The 16,148-nt window shown below is 36.3% G+C and carries 14 protein-coding genes and 2 pseudogenes; 9 read left to right on the top strand and 7 right to left on the bottom strand.

Annotated features, from left to right (window positions below):
- Nucleotides 1-743: 743 nt before the first annotated feature.
- Nucleotides 744-893: a hypothetical protein gene (locus SPD89_RS08030; RefSeq protein ID WP_336261439.1), complete on the top strand. Its 150-nt coding sequence runs from the start codon at nucleotides 744-746 to the stop codon at nucleotides 891-893.
- A 99-nt stretch (nucleotides 894-992) separates the two neighbouring features.
- A complete protein-coding gene (locus SPD89_RS08025; RefSeq protein ID WP_336261438.1) occupies nucleotides 993-1,592 on the top strand; it encodes a YitT family protein in 600 nt (199 codons plus the stop codon).
- Here the strand turns inward: SPD89_RS08025 and SPD89_RS08020 are convergent, their stop codons facing one another.
- Together SPD89_RS08020 and SPD89_RS08015 are read right to left on the bottom strand one after the other, a co-directional pair.
- Nucleotides 1,593-2,810 carry an MFS transporter gene (locus SPD89_RS08020; protein WP_336261458.1) on the bottom strand — a complete coding sequence of 406 codons (1,218 nt, stop codon included), beginning with the start codon at nucleotides 2,808-2,810 and terminating at the stop codon, nucleotides 1,593-1,595.
- A gap of 40 nt (nucleotides 2,811-2,850) precedes the next feature.
- Nucleotides 2,851-3,345 carry a DUF3231 family protein gene (locus SPD89_RS08015; protein WP_336261437.1) on the bottom strand — a complete coding sequence of 165 codons (495 nt, stop codon included), beginning with the start codon at nucleotides 3,343-3,345 and terminating at the stop codon, nucleotides 2,851-2,853.
- A gap of 166 nt (nucleotides 3,346-3,511) precedes the next feature.
- Between SPD89_RS08015 and SPD89_RS08010 the strand changes: the two genes are divergently transcribed.
- Genes SPD89_RS08010 through SPD89_RS08000 form a run of 3 tightly spaced genes read left to right on the top strand, consistent with a single transcriptional unit; the run spans nucleotide 3,512 to nucleotide 6,029 of the window.
- The gene (locus SPD89_RS08010; RefSeq protein ID WP_336261436.1) at nucleotides 3,512-4,471 is read left to right on the top strand and encodes an aliphatic sulfonate ABC transporter substrate-binding protein; all 960 of its coding nucleotides are present in this window, start codon (nucleotides 3,512-3,514) and stop codon (nucleotides 4,469-4,471) included.
- 14 nt (nucleotides 4,472-4,485) lie between these two features.
- Complete coding sequence (gene ssuC / locus SPD89_RS08005; RefSeq protein ID WP_336261435.1) at nucleotides 4,486-5,250, top strand: aliphatic sulfonate ABC transporter permease SsuC; 765 nt, start codon at nucleotides 4,486-4,488, stop codon at nucleotides 5,248-5,250.
- The gene (locus SPD89_RS08000) at nucleotides 5,238-6,029 is read left to right on the top strand and encodes an ATP-binding cassette domain-containing protein (protein ID WP_336261434.1); all 792 of its coding nucleotides are present in this window, start codon (nucleotides 5,238-5,240) and stop codon (nucleotides 6,027-6,029) included. Before ssuC ends, SPD89_RS08000 begins: the two co-directional genes overlap by 13 nt.
- Nucleotides 6,030-6,201: 172 nt before the next feature.
- On the opposite strand, the pseudogene SPD89_RS22965 reads toward SPD89_RS08000, so the two are convergent.
- Nucleotides 6,202-6,456: pseudogene (locus tag SPD89_RS22965) on the bottom strand (transposase); the annotation flags it as partial.
- A 370-nt stretch (nucleotides 6,457-6,826) separates the two neighbouring features.
- Here SPD89_RS22965 and SPD89_RS07990 point away from each other — a divergent pair.
- The 3 genes from SPD89_RS07990 to abc-f all read left to right on the top strand — a co-directional run bounded on the left by SPD89_RS07990 (nucleotide 6,827) and on the right by abc-f (nucleotide 10,003).
- A complete protein-coding gene (locus SPD89_RS07990) occupies nucleotides 6,827-7,708 on the top strand; it encodes a TIGR01777 family oxidoreductase (protein WP_336261433.1) in 882 nt (293 codons plus the stop codon).
- 139 nt (nucleotides 7,709-7,847) lie between these two features.
- Complete coding sequence (locus SPD89_RS07985) at nucleotides 7,848-7,967, top strand: RAxF-45 family protein (RefSeq protein WP_336261432.1); 120 nt, start codon at nucleotides 7,848-7,850, stop codon at nucleotides 7,965-7,967.
- Nucleotides 7,968-8,113: 146 nt separating this feature from the next.
- Nucleotides 8,114-10,003 (top strand): ribosomal protection-like ABC-F family protein, encoded by a 1,890-nt coding sequence (gene abc-f, locus SPD89_RS07980; protein ID WP_336261431.1) that lies wholly within the window; start codon nucleotides 8,114-8,116, stop codon nucleotides 10,001-10,003.
- Nucleotides 10,004-10,487: 484 nt separating this feature from the next.
- On the opposite strand, the pseudogene SPD89_RS22960 reads toward abc-f, so the two are convergent.
- Nucleotides 10,488-11,145 (bottom strand): annotated as a pseudogene (locus SPD89_RS22960) (IS1634 family transposase); the annotation flags it as partial.
- 383 nt (nucleotides 11,146-11,528) lie between these two features.
- Here SPD89_RS22960 and SPD89_RS07970 point away from each other — a divergent pair.
- On the top strand, nucleotides 11,529-12,704 hold the full coding sequence (locus SPD89_RS07970) for an MFS transporter (RefSeq protein ID WP_336261429.1): 1,176 nt from the start codon (nucleotides 11,529-11,531) through the stop codon (nucleotides 12,702-12,704).
- A gap of 293 nt (nucleotides 12,705-12,997) precedes the next feature.
- Here the strand turns inward: SPD89_RS07970 and SPD89_RS07965 are convergent, their stop codons facing one another.
- Genes SPD89_RS07965 through SPD89_RS07955 form a run of 3 tightly spaced genes read right to left on the bottom strand, consistent with a single transcriptional unit; the run spans nucleotide 12,998 to nucleotide 15,870 of the window.
- Complete coding sequence (locus tag SPD89_RS07965) at nucleotides 12,998-13,603, bottom strand: response regulator transcription factor (protein ID WP_336261428.1); 606 nt, start codon at nucleotides 13,601-13,603, stop codon at nucleotides 12,998-13,000.
- On the bottom strand, nucleotides 13,600-14,721 hold the full coding sequence (locus tag SPD89_RS07960; protein ID WP_336261427.1) for a sensor histidine kinase: 1,122 nt from the start codon (nucleotides 14,719-14,721) through the stop codon (nucleotides 13,600-13,602). The genes SPD89_RS07965 and SPD89_RS07960 overlap by 4 nt, the downstream gene beginning before the upstream one ends.
- 24 nt (nucleotides 14,722-14,745) lie before the next feature.
- Nucleotides 14,746-15,870, bottom strand: a complete 1,125-nt coding sequence (locus tag SPD89_RS07955) for a DUF418 domain-containing protein (RefSeq protein WP_336261426.1) — start codon at nucleotides 15,868-15,870, stop codon at nucleotides 14,746-14,748.
- Nucleotides 15,871-16,148 lie beyond the last annotated feature (278 nt).

The following is a 16,148-nucleotide window of genomic DNA, read 5'->3' as shown; positions in this document are numbered from 1 at the left end:
TTGAATATCCCGCTGAATATCATGTGGTTTGCGCTGAATAATCGGTCAGATCGCTGAATTATAGACCGAACCCGCTAAATCCCGTCAGTGCGCTGAATAATTTTGTAATTCGCTGAATAATTGAATATCCCGCTGAATGTCATGGGGTTTTCGCTGAATAATCCGTCAGATCGCTGAATTATAGACCGAACCCGCTGAATCGCGTCAGTGCGCTGAATAATTTTGTAATTCGCTGAATAATTGTAAATCCCGCTGAATGTCATGGGGTTTTCGCTGAATAATCGGTCAGATCGCTGAATTATAGACCGAAACCGCTGAATCGCGTCAGTGCGCTGAATAATTTTGTAATTCGCTGAATAATTGAATATCCCGCTGAATGTCATGGGGTTTGCGCTGAATAATCGGTCAGATCGCTGAATTATAGACCGAACCCGCTGAATCGCGTCAGTGCGCTGAATAATTTTGTAATTCGCTGAATAATTGAATATCCCGCTGAATGTCATGGGGTTTTCGCTGAATAATCGGTCAGATCGCTGAATAATAGACTGAAACCGCTGAATCGCGTCATTTTGGCACAAAAAGGCACACCCATTTTCATACATTGCGGTGTCTGTTAAGACATAGGAGTTTTGAACACGCACTTATAGGGATGTGACTTTATTAATAAAAATTTCTTTATATGCGTTTTGTCATCGTTTTTTGGGCAGAATAAATCTATATTATATAAAATTGGAGGTGCCTTTATGGAGAAAAATAAGGAAGTAAAACAAGAACCGGAAAAACTGGAAAACGAGCAATCTACGGTTGAAAAGCAGATGGAGGAAGTTAGAAATAATCAGACAGTTAAATCGGAAAAAATCCGTTTTAAACATGCGGATCAACTGTACGATTAAAAACAATTGTAATGATTTTTAGCAACTTCGAATAAGTATGTTGCAAGGTGTACAAACCTATAATCCTGATTGAAATACCCCAAAGAGGAGGACCTATCTTTGAAAGAATTCATGCAAAAATGGACACTAGTAATACTTGGTGGTATTTTTCAAGGAATTGGGATGGGATTATTTTTATTTCCTCAATCCATACCGTCCGGTGGTGCAGGTGGCCTGGCAATATTAATGAATTACTACTTTAATATCCCCATGGGTCCTTCTCTTTGGATAGTAAATTTTTTATTACTATTACTAGGGATTAATTATTTAGGGAAGCGGTTTGCCGTATGGACCGTAATAGGAATGACAGTTGCTTCCCTCACGATCGACCTTGTTGAAACGTTTTTTTATGTAGTGGATCGGGTTTTGTTTGTTGATCTGTTATTTGGATCTGTTTTCCTTGGCATAGGTGTAGGGATACTCATGCGCCAAGGTGTATCAAATGGTGGCATGGGTGTGATGGCGTATATGATAGCGCATAAGGCAAATATTTTACCAGGTAAGCCACTGTTTTTCTTTAACTGCTCTATTTTTGTTATTACGGCCGCCGCAATTAGTTGGCATATTATTATCCTTGCTTTTATAAGTCAATGGATTTCTACAAGAATAGTTGACTTCATTTGTAATTATGAACCATATCAAACGTATACGGTGGACTAACTATATATATTTATAACGGAATTTCGTATTTTTATTTTCCTTTCCATCTTTACCTTTCACTCGAATGAGTAATAAAACAAGGAGTCCCACAATAAATGCTAAGATAGCAATGGATAAAAACATTCCTGTTCGAGACCAATCCATTAAACGAGCAAAAATAGGTGGCCCAATTGCGACTCCAATAAAACGTACAGACCCATATAGAGAGGTTACAAAACCACGCCTTTCTTTACCGACAGAACCAGTAATTAAACTATTTACACATGGTAGAATAAGCCCCGCACCAACACTACTTAAAGCGAGAATTGCAAGAAAAGGCACCAATTTTTCAAACAAAACAAGGAATCCATAGGAAATCGTCATAAACGAAAATCCAATTAGCATGAGCTTTTTCATTTTTTCCATATCGTTTCCAATTTTAGTCCCGGTAATATACGATGTTGTTACCATAAAAAGAAGTGGAATTGCTAAAATAAGTCCTTTAATAACCCCGTCAATATCGTGTTTTTCCTCCAAAATATCTGATAAATAAAAAAGAATGCCAAAGAGTGTAAATAGACAAGTCCCACCGGCCAAGTACGTGACTAATAACCACCTTCCTTCGAGTTTGAACACACTCAAAAGTCCTAAAAGGTATTTTTTAAAAGGAGGAGGGGCTTGTTTGAAACTTTTCTCTTTAATAAAGATCCAAGCTAATAAAATTGAAACTAAACAAATTGCAGGAAATGCAAAAAATACCGAATACCAAATGATTAGGCCCAATAGAGAACCAAGGATTGGAGATAAGACTTTCCCTAGTCCATTAGATGCTTCTATAAGTCCTAACACTCGGCTTCGTTCACCTCCTTTAAAAAGATCTCCCGTTAAAGCCATTGCTATCGGGGCAGTACCTGCAGCACCAATACCTTGCAACGTCCTTCCGATCAATATCCAAACATACGCATTTGAAAAAAACGCGGCGGCAAAACCAGCCAATAATCCCCCTAATCCGAATAAAATTAATGAAGGAACAATAATAATTTTCCTTGAAAACCGATCTGATAAATATCCTAATATAGGGATAAAAATTGCTGCTGCAATGGAAAATACAGTAATAGTCAAACTTACTTGCATTTGAGATAGTTTCAACGAAGATTTCATTTCTGGAAAAATTGGAATAAGCATTGAATTCCCTAATGTCATAATGAGTGGGATGGATCCAATTGCCATAATGGTCATCGTGTTCTTTTTTGCTGCCAACTGCTTACACTCCTGAATTTTATTTTATGTTTATTGGTGGAGAAATTGTCCAGCCTTTTTCTTTACTCAGTTTTGCTAATTTAAGATCGTATTCTTCTTTTAGTGTATGAAACTCACCGAATAGACTTTTGATATCTTCATGTACACAAATTCCCATGATAAGGCTACAAGTCATTTTACTCACCATTAATTCCCTTTGAACTAGACGGGCAATTTCCGGATCATTAAATCTAGCTCCTGCAGGAATGTCTTCTACTTCCACATTTGGACGATCTGGTGGTGCAGGAGGTAAGCGAATCCCGGCATTTTTTAAAATGTTTTCAACCTGTTCCTCCTCTGGTGTATAGCCATTTTCATAAATATCGTCTAGAAAATTTTTTAAATCTTCATCTCCGGTATGGTTATTTAAGACTTGTAATGTAACTAAGTATTCTTTTGTACGTAATAAAAATGTCCAAAGATGATAAACTTCTCCGGAATGAAAAGGTTCAACCTGCTGATTTTGATTTAACATATGGTGAAATTTCCTCCTGTACTATTCTAGTTAGTTTAGTTTTTCCTATAAATTTAAAAAATATGAATTCGAAAATTTTACAGCGGACAGGAACCTACAAATTATTCATACATAGGCTAAAATCAGTTAGATCTTTAAAAACTTATAAAAGGATGGACTAGGGAATATGAGAAAAAGTTTACTGTTGTTTGCAAGTTTTTTACTGTTGTTAGTGGCAGTTTTATCAGCATGTGGAAATGACAATGAAGAACCTTCAGCAAATACAGACGAAGAAAAAGTTGTTCGTATCGGGTATCAAAAAAATTGTCCCTTCGTTATTTTAAAAGGCCTTGGAACACTTGAGGAAAATCTTGAACCATTAGGATACAAAGTCGAGTGGCACGAATTTCAAGCCGGACCAGCTCTAGTTGAGGCATTGAATGCTGGAAGTATTGATGTTGGAAGGACCGGAAATACGCCTGTTATTTTTGCTCAAGCTGCCGATACACCATTTAAAACACTAGCGGCAGGAAAACCCAAATATAAAGGTAGTGGAATATTAGTACCAAAAGATTCAGATATAAAGTCACTTAAAGATTTAAAAAACAAGAAAATTAGTTTTGCTAAAGGTTCTAGCTCCCATTATTTAATTGTAAAAGCTTTAGAAGAAGCGGGGATTGATTACTCTGACATCACACCTGCGTTTTTACAACCTGGTGATGCACGAGTAGCATTTGAACAAGGAAATGTAGATGCCATGGTTGTTTGGGATCCATTTACAGCATCAACAGAACTTCATTCAGATGGTGTATTACTAACTGATGGAGAGGGGTTAACGACAGATAGAGATTTTTTTATTGCAACAGAAGATTTTGCGAAAAATCATGAAGAAATCGGAAAAATTATTATTGAGGAATTGGCAAAGTCCTCCGATTGGGCAAACGAGAATCATGATGAATTAGTTGCCATGCTTGCTCCATTATTAAATATTGAAGAAGATTCTATCAGGCTTGCAGTCGAAAGACGATATTATGGGATTGATGAGATCAATGAAGAGATTATTCAGGAACAACAAAATATAGCTAATTTATTTTACGAATTGGAGATTATCCCAACAAAAATTGATGTAAACGAAGTAATGAAGTAAAAGGAGGGCTAAAAATGCTACCCAGTATAAAAGGGTCAAACAAACAACTTATTCCATGGCTTGTACCGATGTTGTTATTAGTATGTTGGCAATATTTATCCTGGGTCGGTATCATTCCACAAAGAATATTGCCAGCACCTCTTGAAGTATTGCAAGCGGCAATTACCCTATTGTCAACAGGTGAATTGTATGAACATATATTAGTAAGTTTAGGAAGAGCATTAACTGGTTTTTTAATTGGGGGAAGCATTGGGTTCTTCTTGGGATTATTTAATGGAATATCGAAGTATTCGGAACTACTTTTTGATACTTCTATTCAGATGTTAAGGAATATTCCACATTTAGCTTTAATCCCGCTAGTCATTTTATGGTTTGGTATTGATGAAACGTCAAAAATATTTTTAGTTGCACTAGGTGTTTTATTCCCAATATATATTAATACGTATCACGGAATTAAGTCGGTTGATAAGGATTTAATTGAGATGGGAAGAGCGTATGGTTTAAAAGGAAAAGCGTTATTTTTTATCGTGATACTCCCTGGGGCAATGTCATCGATATTAGTAGGTATCCGTTTTTCATTAGGTGTCATGTGGCTAACTCTTATCGTAGCAGAAACAATTTCAACACATGCAGGAATTGGATATATGGCGATGAATGCCAGGGAATTTATGCAGATGGATGTAATAGTTTTAAGTATCGTTCTATATGCTTTATTTGGAAAGTTATCTGATATCATTGCGAAATACTTTGAGGAGAGATTGCTTAAATGGAACAATTAGAAAAACGAATGGTAGAAAAAACACATGTATCACTTGAAGGAGTAAGTAAAAGTTTTTCTGATCGATCAGTATTAAAAAGAATCAATCTTCAAATTGAAAGGGGAGAATTTATCGCTGTTGTTGGTAAGAGCGGATGTGGCAAAAGTACGTTGCTCAGATTAATTGCAGGATTAGAACAAACAAGTGAAGGAATAATTAAGATGAATGGCACAGCACTATCTAGCTTAAATAAATATTCTAGAATTATGTTTCAAGATGGACGTTTACTCCCTTGGAAGCGCGTGATAGACAATATTAGGATTGCCCTTCCTAAAGAAGAGGAGAAAAAAGCGATCGAAACACTTCAACATGTTGGGTTAGGGGATCGGCTTTATGACTGGCCTAGGAAATTATCAGGCGGACAAAAACAACGTGTTGCTCTTGCTCGAGCTTTAGTTCATGACCCTGAGTTGTTACTGTTAGATGAGCCGTTAGGAGCTTTGGATGCTTTGACTCGAATTGAAATGCAGGATTTGATTGAAGAACTATGGAAGGATAGAGGATTTACAGCAGTATTAGTGACACACGATGTAGAAGAAGCAGTAGCAATTGCAGATCGTGTTCTACTAATAGAAGATGAGATTATCAGCTTAGATCAGAAAATTAATTTACCAAGACCAAGGCACCGTACGCAACTCGATTTTTCCATTTATGTTGAAGAAATTCTCGCTCGGATTATGAAACGAAAACCATATACTGAGCAAATGGCGAAGCGGGACATGGAAACTGTTAGTGTATAATATAATAACGATGTAAGTGAGTCACGCACACTCGGCATGTAGAGCACGCGACTCAGCATCTTTATTCGCCACTCAGCATGTAGTACTCGTGACTCAGCATCATTATCTGCCACCCAGCATGTTCGTGCGGAGGTTCTATAGTTTAAAATACTTTAAAGAGGCAGGGATATAACTAGTCAAAAATAGTAAATAAAAAGGTTCCAAGCAATAAAAAATTTGCTTGGAACCTTTTTTGTGGAGTTTTTCCATCTTCCGCCACTATTTTACCATTCATGGCGGCGTTTTTTCTCAAGTTCACCGCTATCAATGCAATTGCTAATTCATTTTTCACTTTCTGTTTTCCTCTAACGGAAAAACGAGTGAAACCCAAATTAGCCTCCAGGAAACCGAATACTGGTTCTACATCGATTTTACGTTTTCCGTAAATTCACCAGGTTTCTCGTCTGAAAGCTTCGTACCTTATTAAGCATACGATTCCTCTCAATTCCAAATTTTAAAAAAATATATAAATCTATTATACTGGAAGCAGTTGGTAACTGAAAAGTAAAATGAAGTTTCTAAGTAATTTTGAGGGGAGGTTTGAAGAGTTTGAGTAGTAAGGTTAAAATATTGCATAAAGGCTAGAGAAGTCAAAGCAATTGTTTTTATTGAAATGTCATTCTGCTGCTAGGAGAACTAAAGTTATTGGACGACGGCTGTGAGGAAGCTGCTTTAAACTTATCAAAGACTATCATGAATAAAAAGTAAAGCGATAATAGGCAAGGAGAACCGACTTTAATGTAGATTGGAGTTTTTCTATGAAAAAGATAGTTTTAGCTGGAGGGACAGGTTTTATTGGTGAATATTTTGAAAGAAGGTTTAAAGAATTAGGCTATGAGGTGATTATTATATCGCGGCAAGAGCAGCATATTTCCTGGGATGATACATTTGCCATTATAGAGGCATTAGAAGATGCTGAACTTCTTATCAATCTTGCGGGCAAAACTGTAAATTGTCGCTATAATGAAGCAAATAAGAATGAAATTATGAACTCCAGGATTAGGACAACTACAATACTTGGAGAGACGATACTGGCATGTGATAATCCCCCTGCAATCTGGATGAATTCCAGTACGGCAACCATTTATCGACATGCAGAAGACCGTCCGATGACAGAAGATGGAGGGGAGATTGGTTCAGGATTCTCGGTTAATGTTGCAACAAACTGGGAGAAAACATTCTTTTCATTTGATTTACCAAAAACAAGACAAATTGCCTTACGCGTAGCTATTGTATTAGGCAAGGGCGGCGGAGTAATCATACCTTATCGAAATTTAGTGAGATTTGGACTTGGTGGTGTTCAGGGAAAGGGAAATCAAATGTTTAGCTGGATACATATCGAGGATTTATTTAAAATCGTTAACTTTCTGAAAGAAAAGGAAGAGCTAAGTGGAGTTTTTAATTGTTCTTCACCTGAACCTGTCAGTAATCGCGAACTAATGGGAATACTAAGAAAAACGATGAATGTCCCATTCGGTTTATCTTCTCCCAAATGGGTGCTGAAGATTGGATCATTTCTAATTCGGACAGAAACAGAATTGGTATTAAAAAGTCGGTGGGTGCTTCCAGAACGATTAGAACGAGAAGGTTACAATTTTACCTATGAAACACTAAATATGGCCTTGCAAGACATTTTATAGTAAATTTCTTATTTAATGATTAAAGATTCTAGAAGGTTATTCTTATAGTACGGTGATGAAATCTTAGAATATATTAGGGATTGCATAAAATTCTTACAAATGTTAAAATAAACCTAACTTTATTGAAACGGGGGTGGGTATGATGTTGAATCAAGCTGTTTTAGAGCGCGCAAATTGGATGGAATTCCTTTATTTATGCCGTGCTGAAATTTCTATTTTTGCTGTTAACGGGATACGTGTGTCCTTTTTTAACAACTAAATAGAAATCTAAAACAGTGAAAACATCTCTTAACCCATAATAAACGTGTAAAGGAGCACATTTTCATGTGCTCCTTTTTGTTGGAAAATATTTGGTTAGCCATGGGAGTATGTCTTCTCATGGCTTTTTAAATTGGAGGAAAAATAATGATTATATGCAGTGTAAATCAAATAGCAAAGATGTATGGCGGCAATGCCATTTTTGAAAATATGACATTTGAAATAAAAGCTAAAGAGCGTGTTGGTCTGGTTGGTCGAAACGGGAGCGGAAAGACAACGCTTATCCGTTTGCTTGCCGGAGAAGAACCCCCTGATGCTGGTAAAATTCATTGGAAAAAGGGTGCTGTAATTGGTTATTTATCACAAATTTCAGATTATCAGGATACAACAGCGACAAAGGATGTGTTGAAAACAGCGTTTGCTGATCTGCTAATAGTTGAAGCTAAAATGAAAAAACTTGAAAGAGATATGGCAAGTGAAACGGATGATGATAAGCTGCAAAAGCTTGTGGTTGAATATGGTGCCCTGCAGGATGAGTTTGCAGTAAATGGCGGTTATGAAATCGAAGCGAATATCGAAAAAATTGTGCATGGTTTAAATATGAAGCATTTAGTTGAACAGTCTTTTTCCAAGTTGAGCGGAGGAGAGAAAACGAAGGTAGGTTTAGGATTAATGCTGTTACAGCAGCCAGATTTATTATTACTGGATGAGCCGACAAATCACTTAGACTTAATGGCAGTCGAATGGCTTGGAAATTTCCTAAAAGAATATCCTGGCACTGTCCTGGTGATTTCACATGACCGCTATTTTCTAGATGAGGTTGTAAATAAAGTTTTGGATATGGAGGATGGGGAGGTTACGATATATCATACGAATTTCACAGGGTTTGTGAAGGAAAAAGAAGTGCGGTTACTCAAAGCTTTTCAAGATTATGAGGAGCAGCAAAAGAAAATCAAGAAGATGAAAGAAGCGATTAAAAGATTACGTGACTGGGCGAACCGTGCCAATCCGCCAAATGCAGATTTACATCGCAGAGCACGGAATATGGAAAGAGCATTAGAAAGAATTGAAAAAATAAAACGTCCTATTTTGAATCGGAAGAAGATGAACTTTGAGATTGAAGCGACCGAACGAAGCGGGAAGGATGTAATTATGTTAAAAGATGTATCTAAAAGCTTTGTGGATAAGAATTTATTTCAAAAAGTTAACATGCATATTGCCTTTCGGAATCGAGTGGCGATCATTGGAGAAAATGGGACAGGAAAATCAACTTTGCTGAAATTAATCTTACAGGAGCTTGCTGCAGATGAGGGGGAGGTTCGTATAGGGAGTAATGTAAAAATCGGTTACTTATCACAGCATGTATTTTCAGGACTTAAGAATGAAACAGTGCTAGAAGCATTTCGAGATGAGGTAAGTGTAACGGAAGGTGAAGCGAGAGGAATTTTAGCGAGGTTTATGTTCTATGGCTATGCAGTTTTTCAAGAGGTTTCTTCCTTAAGCGGCGGTGAGAGAATGCGTTTGAGATTGGCGCAGCTCATGTACCAGGACGTGAATCTGCTTATTTTAGATGAACCAACAAATCATTTAGATATTGATTCTAGAGAAGTATTGGAGGAAGCACTCGAGGAATTTGAAGGCACGATTTTAGCTGTTTCACATGACCGTTATTTTTTAAATAAATTATTCAGGAAAATTTATTGGATAGAAGATAGAGCAGTACATGCTTTTGAGGGTGACTATACATGGGCAAAGAAGAAGATGGATGAGCGCAGAGAGCAGTCTGTTCAGATTAGTACAGAAAATAAGAAGAAAATTACACGACCGAAAGTCTTAAAAACTAAAACGCGAAAGCTTGAAACGTTAGAGAATGAAATTCTTCATTTAGAAGATCAAATGATTCATTTAGATAAACAGCTCTCAGAAACTCAGGACATTGAGCTGCTTCAAGAGCTTTATAAAGAAAAAGAAGCATTGGAAACAAAGTGGGAAACGCTTTGTGAGGAATTAGAACAAATAGAAAAGGAGAAAAAATAAGAAATCCAAACTGTAATGGGACAGAGGGACAGACCCCTGTGTCCCATCAATAATAAATCAAGTAATTAAGGGGCCACACTCGATTAATTTCAACTACGTCATTCGTAACCGTCAGATTGATCTCATTCGGAAAAAGACGAGGGAAACCGAAAAAGAGCAAGAATACTTGGAGAAACATGCTAAAGTCGATACAACGGATACACCCCATTCCACTTACACAACTTCAGATATACATATCCCCGATGAGAAACTGTGGAAGAAGGTATTCTCTACTCTATCTGCAAAGCAGTGAAAATGGGTGTATTACTCGATTATCTTTGATTATTTGGTAAAAGAAATCGAAGAAGTTGAGGAGGTTGTGGGAGGAGTGAGGATATTTTGTATTAATGGAGCTATGTATTAGTATAGAGATTCTGAATATTTTAGAGTTAGTTAATAGGAATCTTCCGTATGTGTTGATAACAACACATAACATATGAGATAAACGAAGCGCTAGTTGTGACTTCATTTTCCCGAAAAGCTTCTTCAATTTTGGTTTTGCACGATATTTGAAAACTACTTCTTCTTTAGCCATGGATATTTCATTGGTAATAAAACAGGTAATCCCGTCACGTCTTCGCACTTCTTTTTCCTTTTCCAGATCCACTTCAGCACAAATTTTAAAACTGTGTACTGTGCGAGGTTTACCATCCTTTTTTAATACTTCAAGTTCAATCGGAATAACCGATATATTCATAATCGTTTTTAGTTTTTTCTTGGAAAGCATCTGTTGTACTTTTCTTACAGTCGTTTCTTTCTTTCGTGATTTTTTAGCCACGGACAGTTTGGCATTTTCAGTCCCTATCCACGCAAATAACTGCTTTATTCTGTTTTCGTAGGATTCGATATCCTCATAAAAACGTGAAACCTCAAATGAAAATATGTACAGGCGCTTTCCATCTTTTTCTTCTCGAACAAAAAACCGTTCATTTTTATCAATCGGCTCAAAGTTCTGTACCTTCAGTAGTTGTTTATTTATCTGGTGTAACAGCTTCAGGCATTACTTGTTCAAATAACGGATGACAAGCCATTTCATTTTTATCCATGGCAGATAAATAGGTCATTTGTTTATCTGCCAATAGATCCAAGTGATCCTTGGAGATACTGGATAGGAGGTTATTATTAACCATTAATCCAGGGGAGGATACAGGCTCTCAACATTTAGTGGAAGATGGGTATAGTAGACTATTTACTGCGCCTTATTTCTAAATCTAGCGGCAAAACTACTTGGTTCATGGTATAATGTTTAAACATAAGGACACCTCCAAAATTATGGTTTGGTCACGTTAATTTTATCAAAAGGTGTCCTTTTTGTTTACTAAAATAGCGACAAAAAAGGCGTAGGATCTACACTTTTTTAGTGTAAGATACAACGCCTTAAATTATTATTTACTGGGTCTTTCAATCAGGAAATAGCTATACTATTGACTCTTTTAAAACGTAAAGTATATAATTCTTTTATGTGATTTAAAAAGGAGAAAAACAGATGGAAAAGCAGCAGGTAACACTCATCATTTTACTTATAAATTTATTTATCGCTTTCTTAGGAATCGGCCTTGTGATTCCGGTACTTCCGACGATTATGAATGAACTTCACTTATCAGGGTCTGTCGTAGGTAATCTTGTTGCCGCGTTTGCTCTTGCTCAATTACTTGTTTCGCCAATAGCAGGACGGTGGGCAGATACTTTCGGGCGAAAAAAAATGATAGTGATTGGTTTAATTATTTTTAGTATATCGGAATTTCTATTTGGAATCGGTCAAACTGTAGAAGTACTTTTTATCTCTAGATTGCTAGGAGGAATAAGTGCTGCTTTTATTATGCCGGCAGTTACGGCATTTATTGCTGATATTACGACGATGGAAACACGTGCGAAAGCACTGGGATATATGTCAGCTTCCATTTCAACGGGTTTTATTATCGGTCCTGGTATAGGTGGATTTCTGGCTGAAATTGGCTCGCGTGTTCCGTTTTTCTCTGCGGCATTATTAGCTTTAGTGTCAGCTATATTTTCTATTGTTATGCTGAAGGAACCAGTGAGACGAGCAGCTGGACATATACAAGAGACTAGAACAGGGTTAAAGCGTATGTTTACTCCGTTGTATTTTGTTGCATTTATTATCATTTTTATATCTTCATTTGGCTTGGCGGCGTTCGATTCTATATTTAGTTTGTTTGTTGATCATAAATTTGGTTTTACACCAAAAGATATTGCAATTATAATTACTGGCGGCGCAGTATTAGGTGCAATTTCACAAGTTATCTTATTTGATCGTTTAACAAAAAAGTTTGGAGAGATACGATTAATCCGTTATTGTTTTATATTTTCAAGTATATTCGTATTTTTAATGACGATGGTCCACGCTTATTTTTCAATCTTATTTATAACAGTGTTTGTATTCGTCGGGTTTGATCTAATGAGACCGGCATTTACATCTTATTTGTCAAAAGTTGCCGGTGATGAGCAAGGTTTTGTAAGTGGTATGAATTCAATGTTTACAAGTTTCGGCAATGTTTTCGGACCGGTAATCGGCGGGATTTTATTTGATATAGACTTAGATTTTCCTTTTTATTTTGCAGCAATATTTATGGCGATAGGAATTGGGCTTTCATTCACTTGGAAGCAGGAGATAAATGAAAAGTTAGAAAGCGATATGAATTAAAAATACGGAGGTTAAACCAGTTGGTACATCAATCAATGCAATACTAAATAATATATGCATCGATTGAGAAATAAAGTAGGAGAGTATTAGAAGCTAGAGTCGGACTCAAGTCAATTTGGTGACTCAGCAAAAAAAGTAAATTAAAGCGAAACGAGCTTATCTTTGGAGTTCAGGAATCAATGGAAGAAGTTGGCTATGCTCAGAGAGGGCTGGTAATATAGGGATATGATACTATACAAAAGAAAAAAATGACAAGAAGGTCATTCTTTTTTAATCTGTATTTCTACTCTCAATTATAACCAGCCTTTTTCTACTGCGATATTTACCGCTTGTTGTCTCGATTCAGCTTCTAACTTTTGAATAGCAGATGATAAATAGTTGCGGATCGTTCCCTTTGTTAAATAAAGTTCCTTCGTTATATCCCTCGTTGTCATCCCTTCTTTTGTTAGACGAAGAACTTCGGTTTCACGTTCGGTAAGTGGACTTTCTTCTTTTAGAAGTATGGCGGCGGCTAAGTCAGCACTGATCACTTTCTCATCTTTCATCACTTTACGAACAGAAGTAATAAGATAATCAATCGGTTCGTCTTTTAGTAAATATCCTTCCACTTTTGCACTCATTGCCTTTTGTAAATATCCGGGACGCCCATAGGTTGTAACAATAATAATTTTGCAATTAATCCCAGTACTTCGAATCTTTTCTGCTAACTCCAAACCTGTTAGATTCGGCATTTCGATATCAACTATACAAACATCGGGTTTAAACTTTAATATGGCTTCCCAAGCTTGTTGTCCATCAGACACATCTGCTACTACCTCAATATCTTCCTCGAACTTTAATAATGATGTAAATGCTCCTCGAAGCATTTGTTGATCTTCTGCAATCACAATACGTATCATACTACCAAATTCTCCTTTTCCTCCGGGTTTTTGGGCAACATAAGCGTAACAATAGTTCCTCTATCAGATGCACTGTCTATTTCTGCATTCCCTTTTAATGCTCGCAAACGCTCCTTCATCGACTCGATTCCATTTCCAATCGTTGGGTTTTTGAACCCGATCCCATCATCACGGATTAAAATTCTGAAGGAATCATCATTTTCATCCATTTTAATCATACACTCTTTTGCTTTACTATGTCTGATTGTATTTGTGATGGCTTCACGTAATGAAAGAGACAGCATTGTTTCTTCAACACTCTGGAGAAAGGGATGCTTTGTTTTTTCCACAATCAATTTAATATTTGCTTCTTTTAATAATGATCCAGAGCGAATAATCTCCTCTTCCAGTGAGACAAATTTCATATCTGTTACTAGTTCACGTACCTGTTTGAGAGCAATTCTGGATGTCTTTAAAATATCATTTAATTCTGCTTTTGCCTGATGACTATTTTTATCGATCAAAACCATAGTTAGTTCACTTTTTAGCTTGATCATCGTTAAAGTCTGACCAAGTGTGTCGTGTAGGTCTCTGGCGATTCGATGTCTTTCTTCTTCTTGAATATACTTTTCAATTTGTTGATTAGCCGAATGTAGCTCGCTTTCTAATGTTTTAGCTTTTTCCCTTATATAAATAATAATTGGCAACAGAAGTTGTAGAAGCAACAAAAGCAGCATTACAGAAGAATCCATAGAAGAAAAGGTCTTATATTCATACAGTTGGACGGAGATAATCATTACTGCAATCGCCGCCATCCCAACTCCGATATGAACCTTCGTCTTTGCTCTCCCTAACAGTTCTGCAAAAATAAATCCAAAAAACATAAAAGTATGATCCGTATAAATAGTTAATAAAGATAGGGAAACACATCCTAAAATAGTCGCTATTAAAAGCCGCCAATCACGAAACCAAAGACTTAAATAAAAGGAACCGTAAAATAGAATAAGAAGCAACAGTTTAACAATTATGCTAGTCGGCGACTCCGAGGTTATGACCATGAATGTTAGAATAACAACAGCAAACGTATCGATTAGTAAATATTTTCGTATTTGATCTCGAGGATATATTTTATTAATCATTGGTAGTAGCCTCCGGTGAAATTTCTATCTCTGTATGATACTAGCAGTATATTTGCGGATGGACTCCATTGGCCCTTGTTTAAAATGCTGAATCCAACATGACGAAAAAATCATGAGAAAACCAGAAATAAGCATCCATATCAAAATGATCATTATTGAGTTAACATTTCCCCCAAGTCCAAGCCCCCATCCATAAAAAATGCAAGAAGCGAGTATATTTTGCATCACATAGCAACTTAAGGACATTTTCCCCATATGTTCTAATTGTTTCCAGAGCCAAAACGCTTCATTTTTTTCAACCATTCTTGCAATTAAAGCGAGGTAACCAAGCGAAAGAAGTGGTGCAAATAAATATCGGACAGGCAAGTCAAATGCGCCCCCAGGAATAAAGATAAGTAAGTTTAAAGGCAGACCAACATAAATTCCTATATGAAACAATTTTTTTCGTTTCTGCTTTCCGTTCTCATCCGGTGCAAAAACTCCTAAACGCATGAGTCTTACACCTAATAAAAAAAGAAAGATATTCATTGGTATAACCAAAATAGCTTCACTTCTAAGTATGAGGAAATTAGCGAGTCGGTATTGAATTTGCTCAATCCAAGTTCCATTTTGATAAAGGAGTGTGACTTCATAAAAACTTCCCAAAGACATATTAGCGCCAAGGATGGCAACAACTAACAGAAAAAGAATAAATACGGCATGGATACTTCCGATTATCTTCATCGATTTAGAAATAATAGCGTCTCCACCTTTTATTATAAACGATACGATGATGGCTGTAACCCCGTAACTCATTAAAATATCATACTCCATGACGAGTAAAAAATGAATAAAACCTTCAGTGATTAATATAACAGATGTCCAAATATACATAGCGGGCCAAGGTTTGCTTTTTCTTAATGCTTGTTTATACTTTAATTCCAGCCCGACTCCAAACATAATAGTCAAAAGACCAAGAAACTTTCCATTTACTAAAAACAAAATTAGCATTCTTAAAAAGTCTTCAAATGCCCACCAAGAAGAATATTCATATGTCGTTATATACGATAAATCTCCCAAATGGGCAAAAATCCATATATTGGTACCTAGTGTTCCTACAATTGCAAATCCCCGTAAAATATCTAACAGCCGAATTCTCTTTTTATTCATGATCTGTCTCCTCACTCTGAAGAAAAAATTTCGTTAACCCTATTGTATCTGGGAAAATTGTGAGTGAGAATTCACACCTGTCAGTGATTGTATATGACAGGTGTCATATTTTTAATTAACGTATAATCAGTGTTATTTCATTAATCCATTTTTTAGCAATTGAAGCCTGATGAAATAAATTTAGTAAAAGAGAAGGATTACTGAATTTAATCACTTCATTTTTTTGTTTCCAGTTCACCTTTAAATACTTGAAATAGAACTAAAGGTTAAATAATTTT

It is taken from the genome of Pseudogracilibacillus sp. SO30301A, from assembly GCF_037072025.1.
GTDB lineage: Bacteria > Bacillota > Bacilli > Bacillales > Amphibacillaceae > Pseudogracilibacillus.
Note: the sequence above shows the minus strand (reverse complement) of the source record. Positions and strands in the feature narration are given on the sequence as shown.

Excerpts from the sequence above, each read along its gene's own strand:
- SPD89_RS08030 (WP_336261439.1), top strand. The coding sequence starts at position 744 with ATGGAGAAAAATAAGGAAGTAAAACAAGAACCGGAAAAACTGGAAAAC.
- SPD89_RS08020 (WP_336261458.1), bottom strand. The coding sequence starts at position 2,810 with ATGACCATTATGGCAATTGGATCCATCCCACTCATTATGACATTAGGG.
- SPD89_RS08015 (WP_336261437.1), bottom strand. The coding sequence starts at position 3,345 with ATGTTAAATCAAAATCAGCAGGTTGAACCTTTTCATTCCGGAGAAGTT.
- SPD89_RS08010 (WP_336261436.1), top strand. The coding sequence starts at position 3,512 with ATGAGAAAAAGTTTACTGTTGTTTGCAAGTTTTTTACTGTTGTTAGTG.
- ssuC (WP_336261435.1), top strand. The coding sequence starts at position 4,486 with ATGCTACCCAGTATAAAAGGGTCAAACAAACAACTTATTCCATGGCTT.
- SPD89_RS08000 (WP_336261434.1), top strand. The coding sequence starts at position 5,238 with ATGGAACAATTAGAAAAACGAATGGTAGAAAAAACACATGTATCACTT.
- SPD89_RS07990 (WP_336261433.1), top strand. The coding sequence starts at position 6,827 with ATGAAAAAGATAGTTTTAGCTGGAGGGACAGGTTTTATTGGTGAATAT.
- SPD89_RS07985 (WP_336261432.1), top strand. The coding sequence starts at position 7,848 with ATGATGTTGAATCAAGCTGTTTTAGAGCGCGCAAATTGGATGGAATTC.
- abc-f (WP_336261431.1), top strand. The coding sequence starts at position 8,114 with ATGATTATATGCAGTGTAAATCAAATAGCAAAGATGTATGGCGGCAAT.
- SPD89_RS07970 (WP_336261429.1), top strand. The coding sequence starts at position 11,529 with ATGGAAAAGCAGCAGGTAACACTCATCATTTTACTTATAAATTTATTT.
- SPD89_RS07965 (WP_336261428.1), bottom strand. The coding sequence starts at position 13,603 with ATGATACGTATTGTGATTGCAGAAGATCAACAAATGCTTCGAGGAGCA.
- SPD89_RS07960 (WP_336261427.1), bottom strand. The coding sequence starts at position 14,721 with ATGATTAATAAAATATATCCTCGAGATCAAATACGAAAATATTTACTA.
- SPD89_RS07955 (WP_336261426.1), bottom strand. The coding sequence starts at position 15,870 with ATGAATAAAAAGAGAATTCGGCTGTTAGATATTTTACGGGGATTTGCA.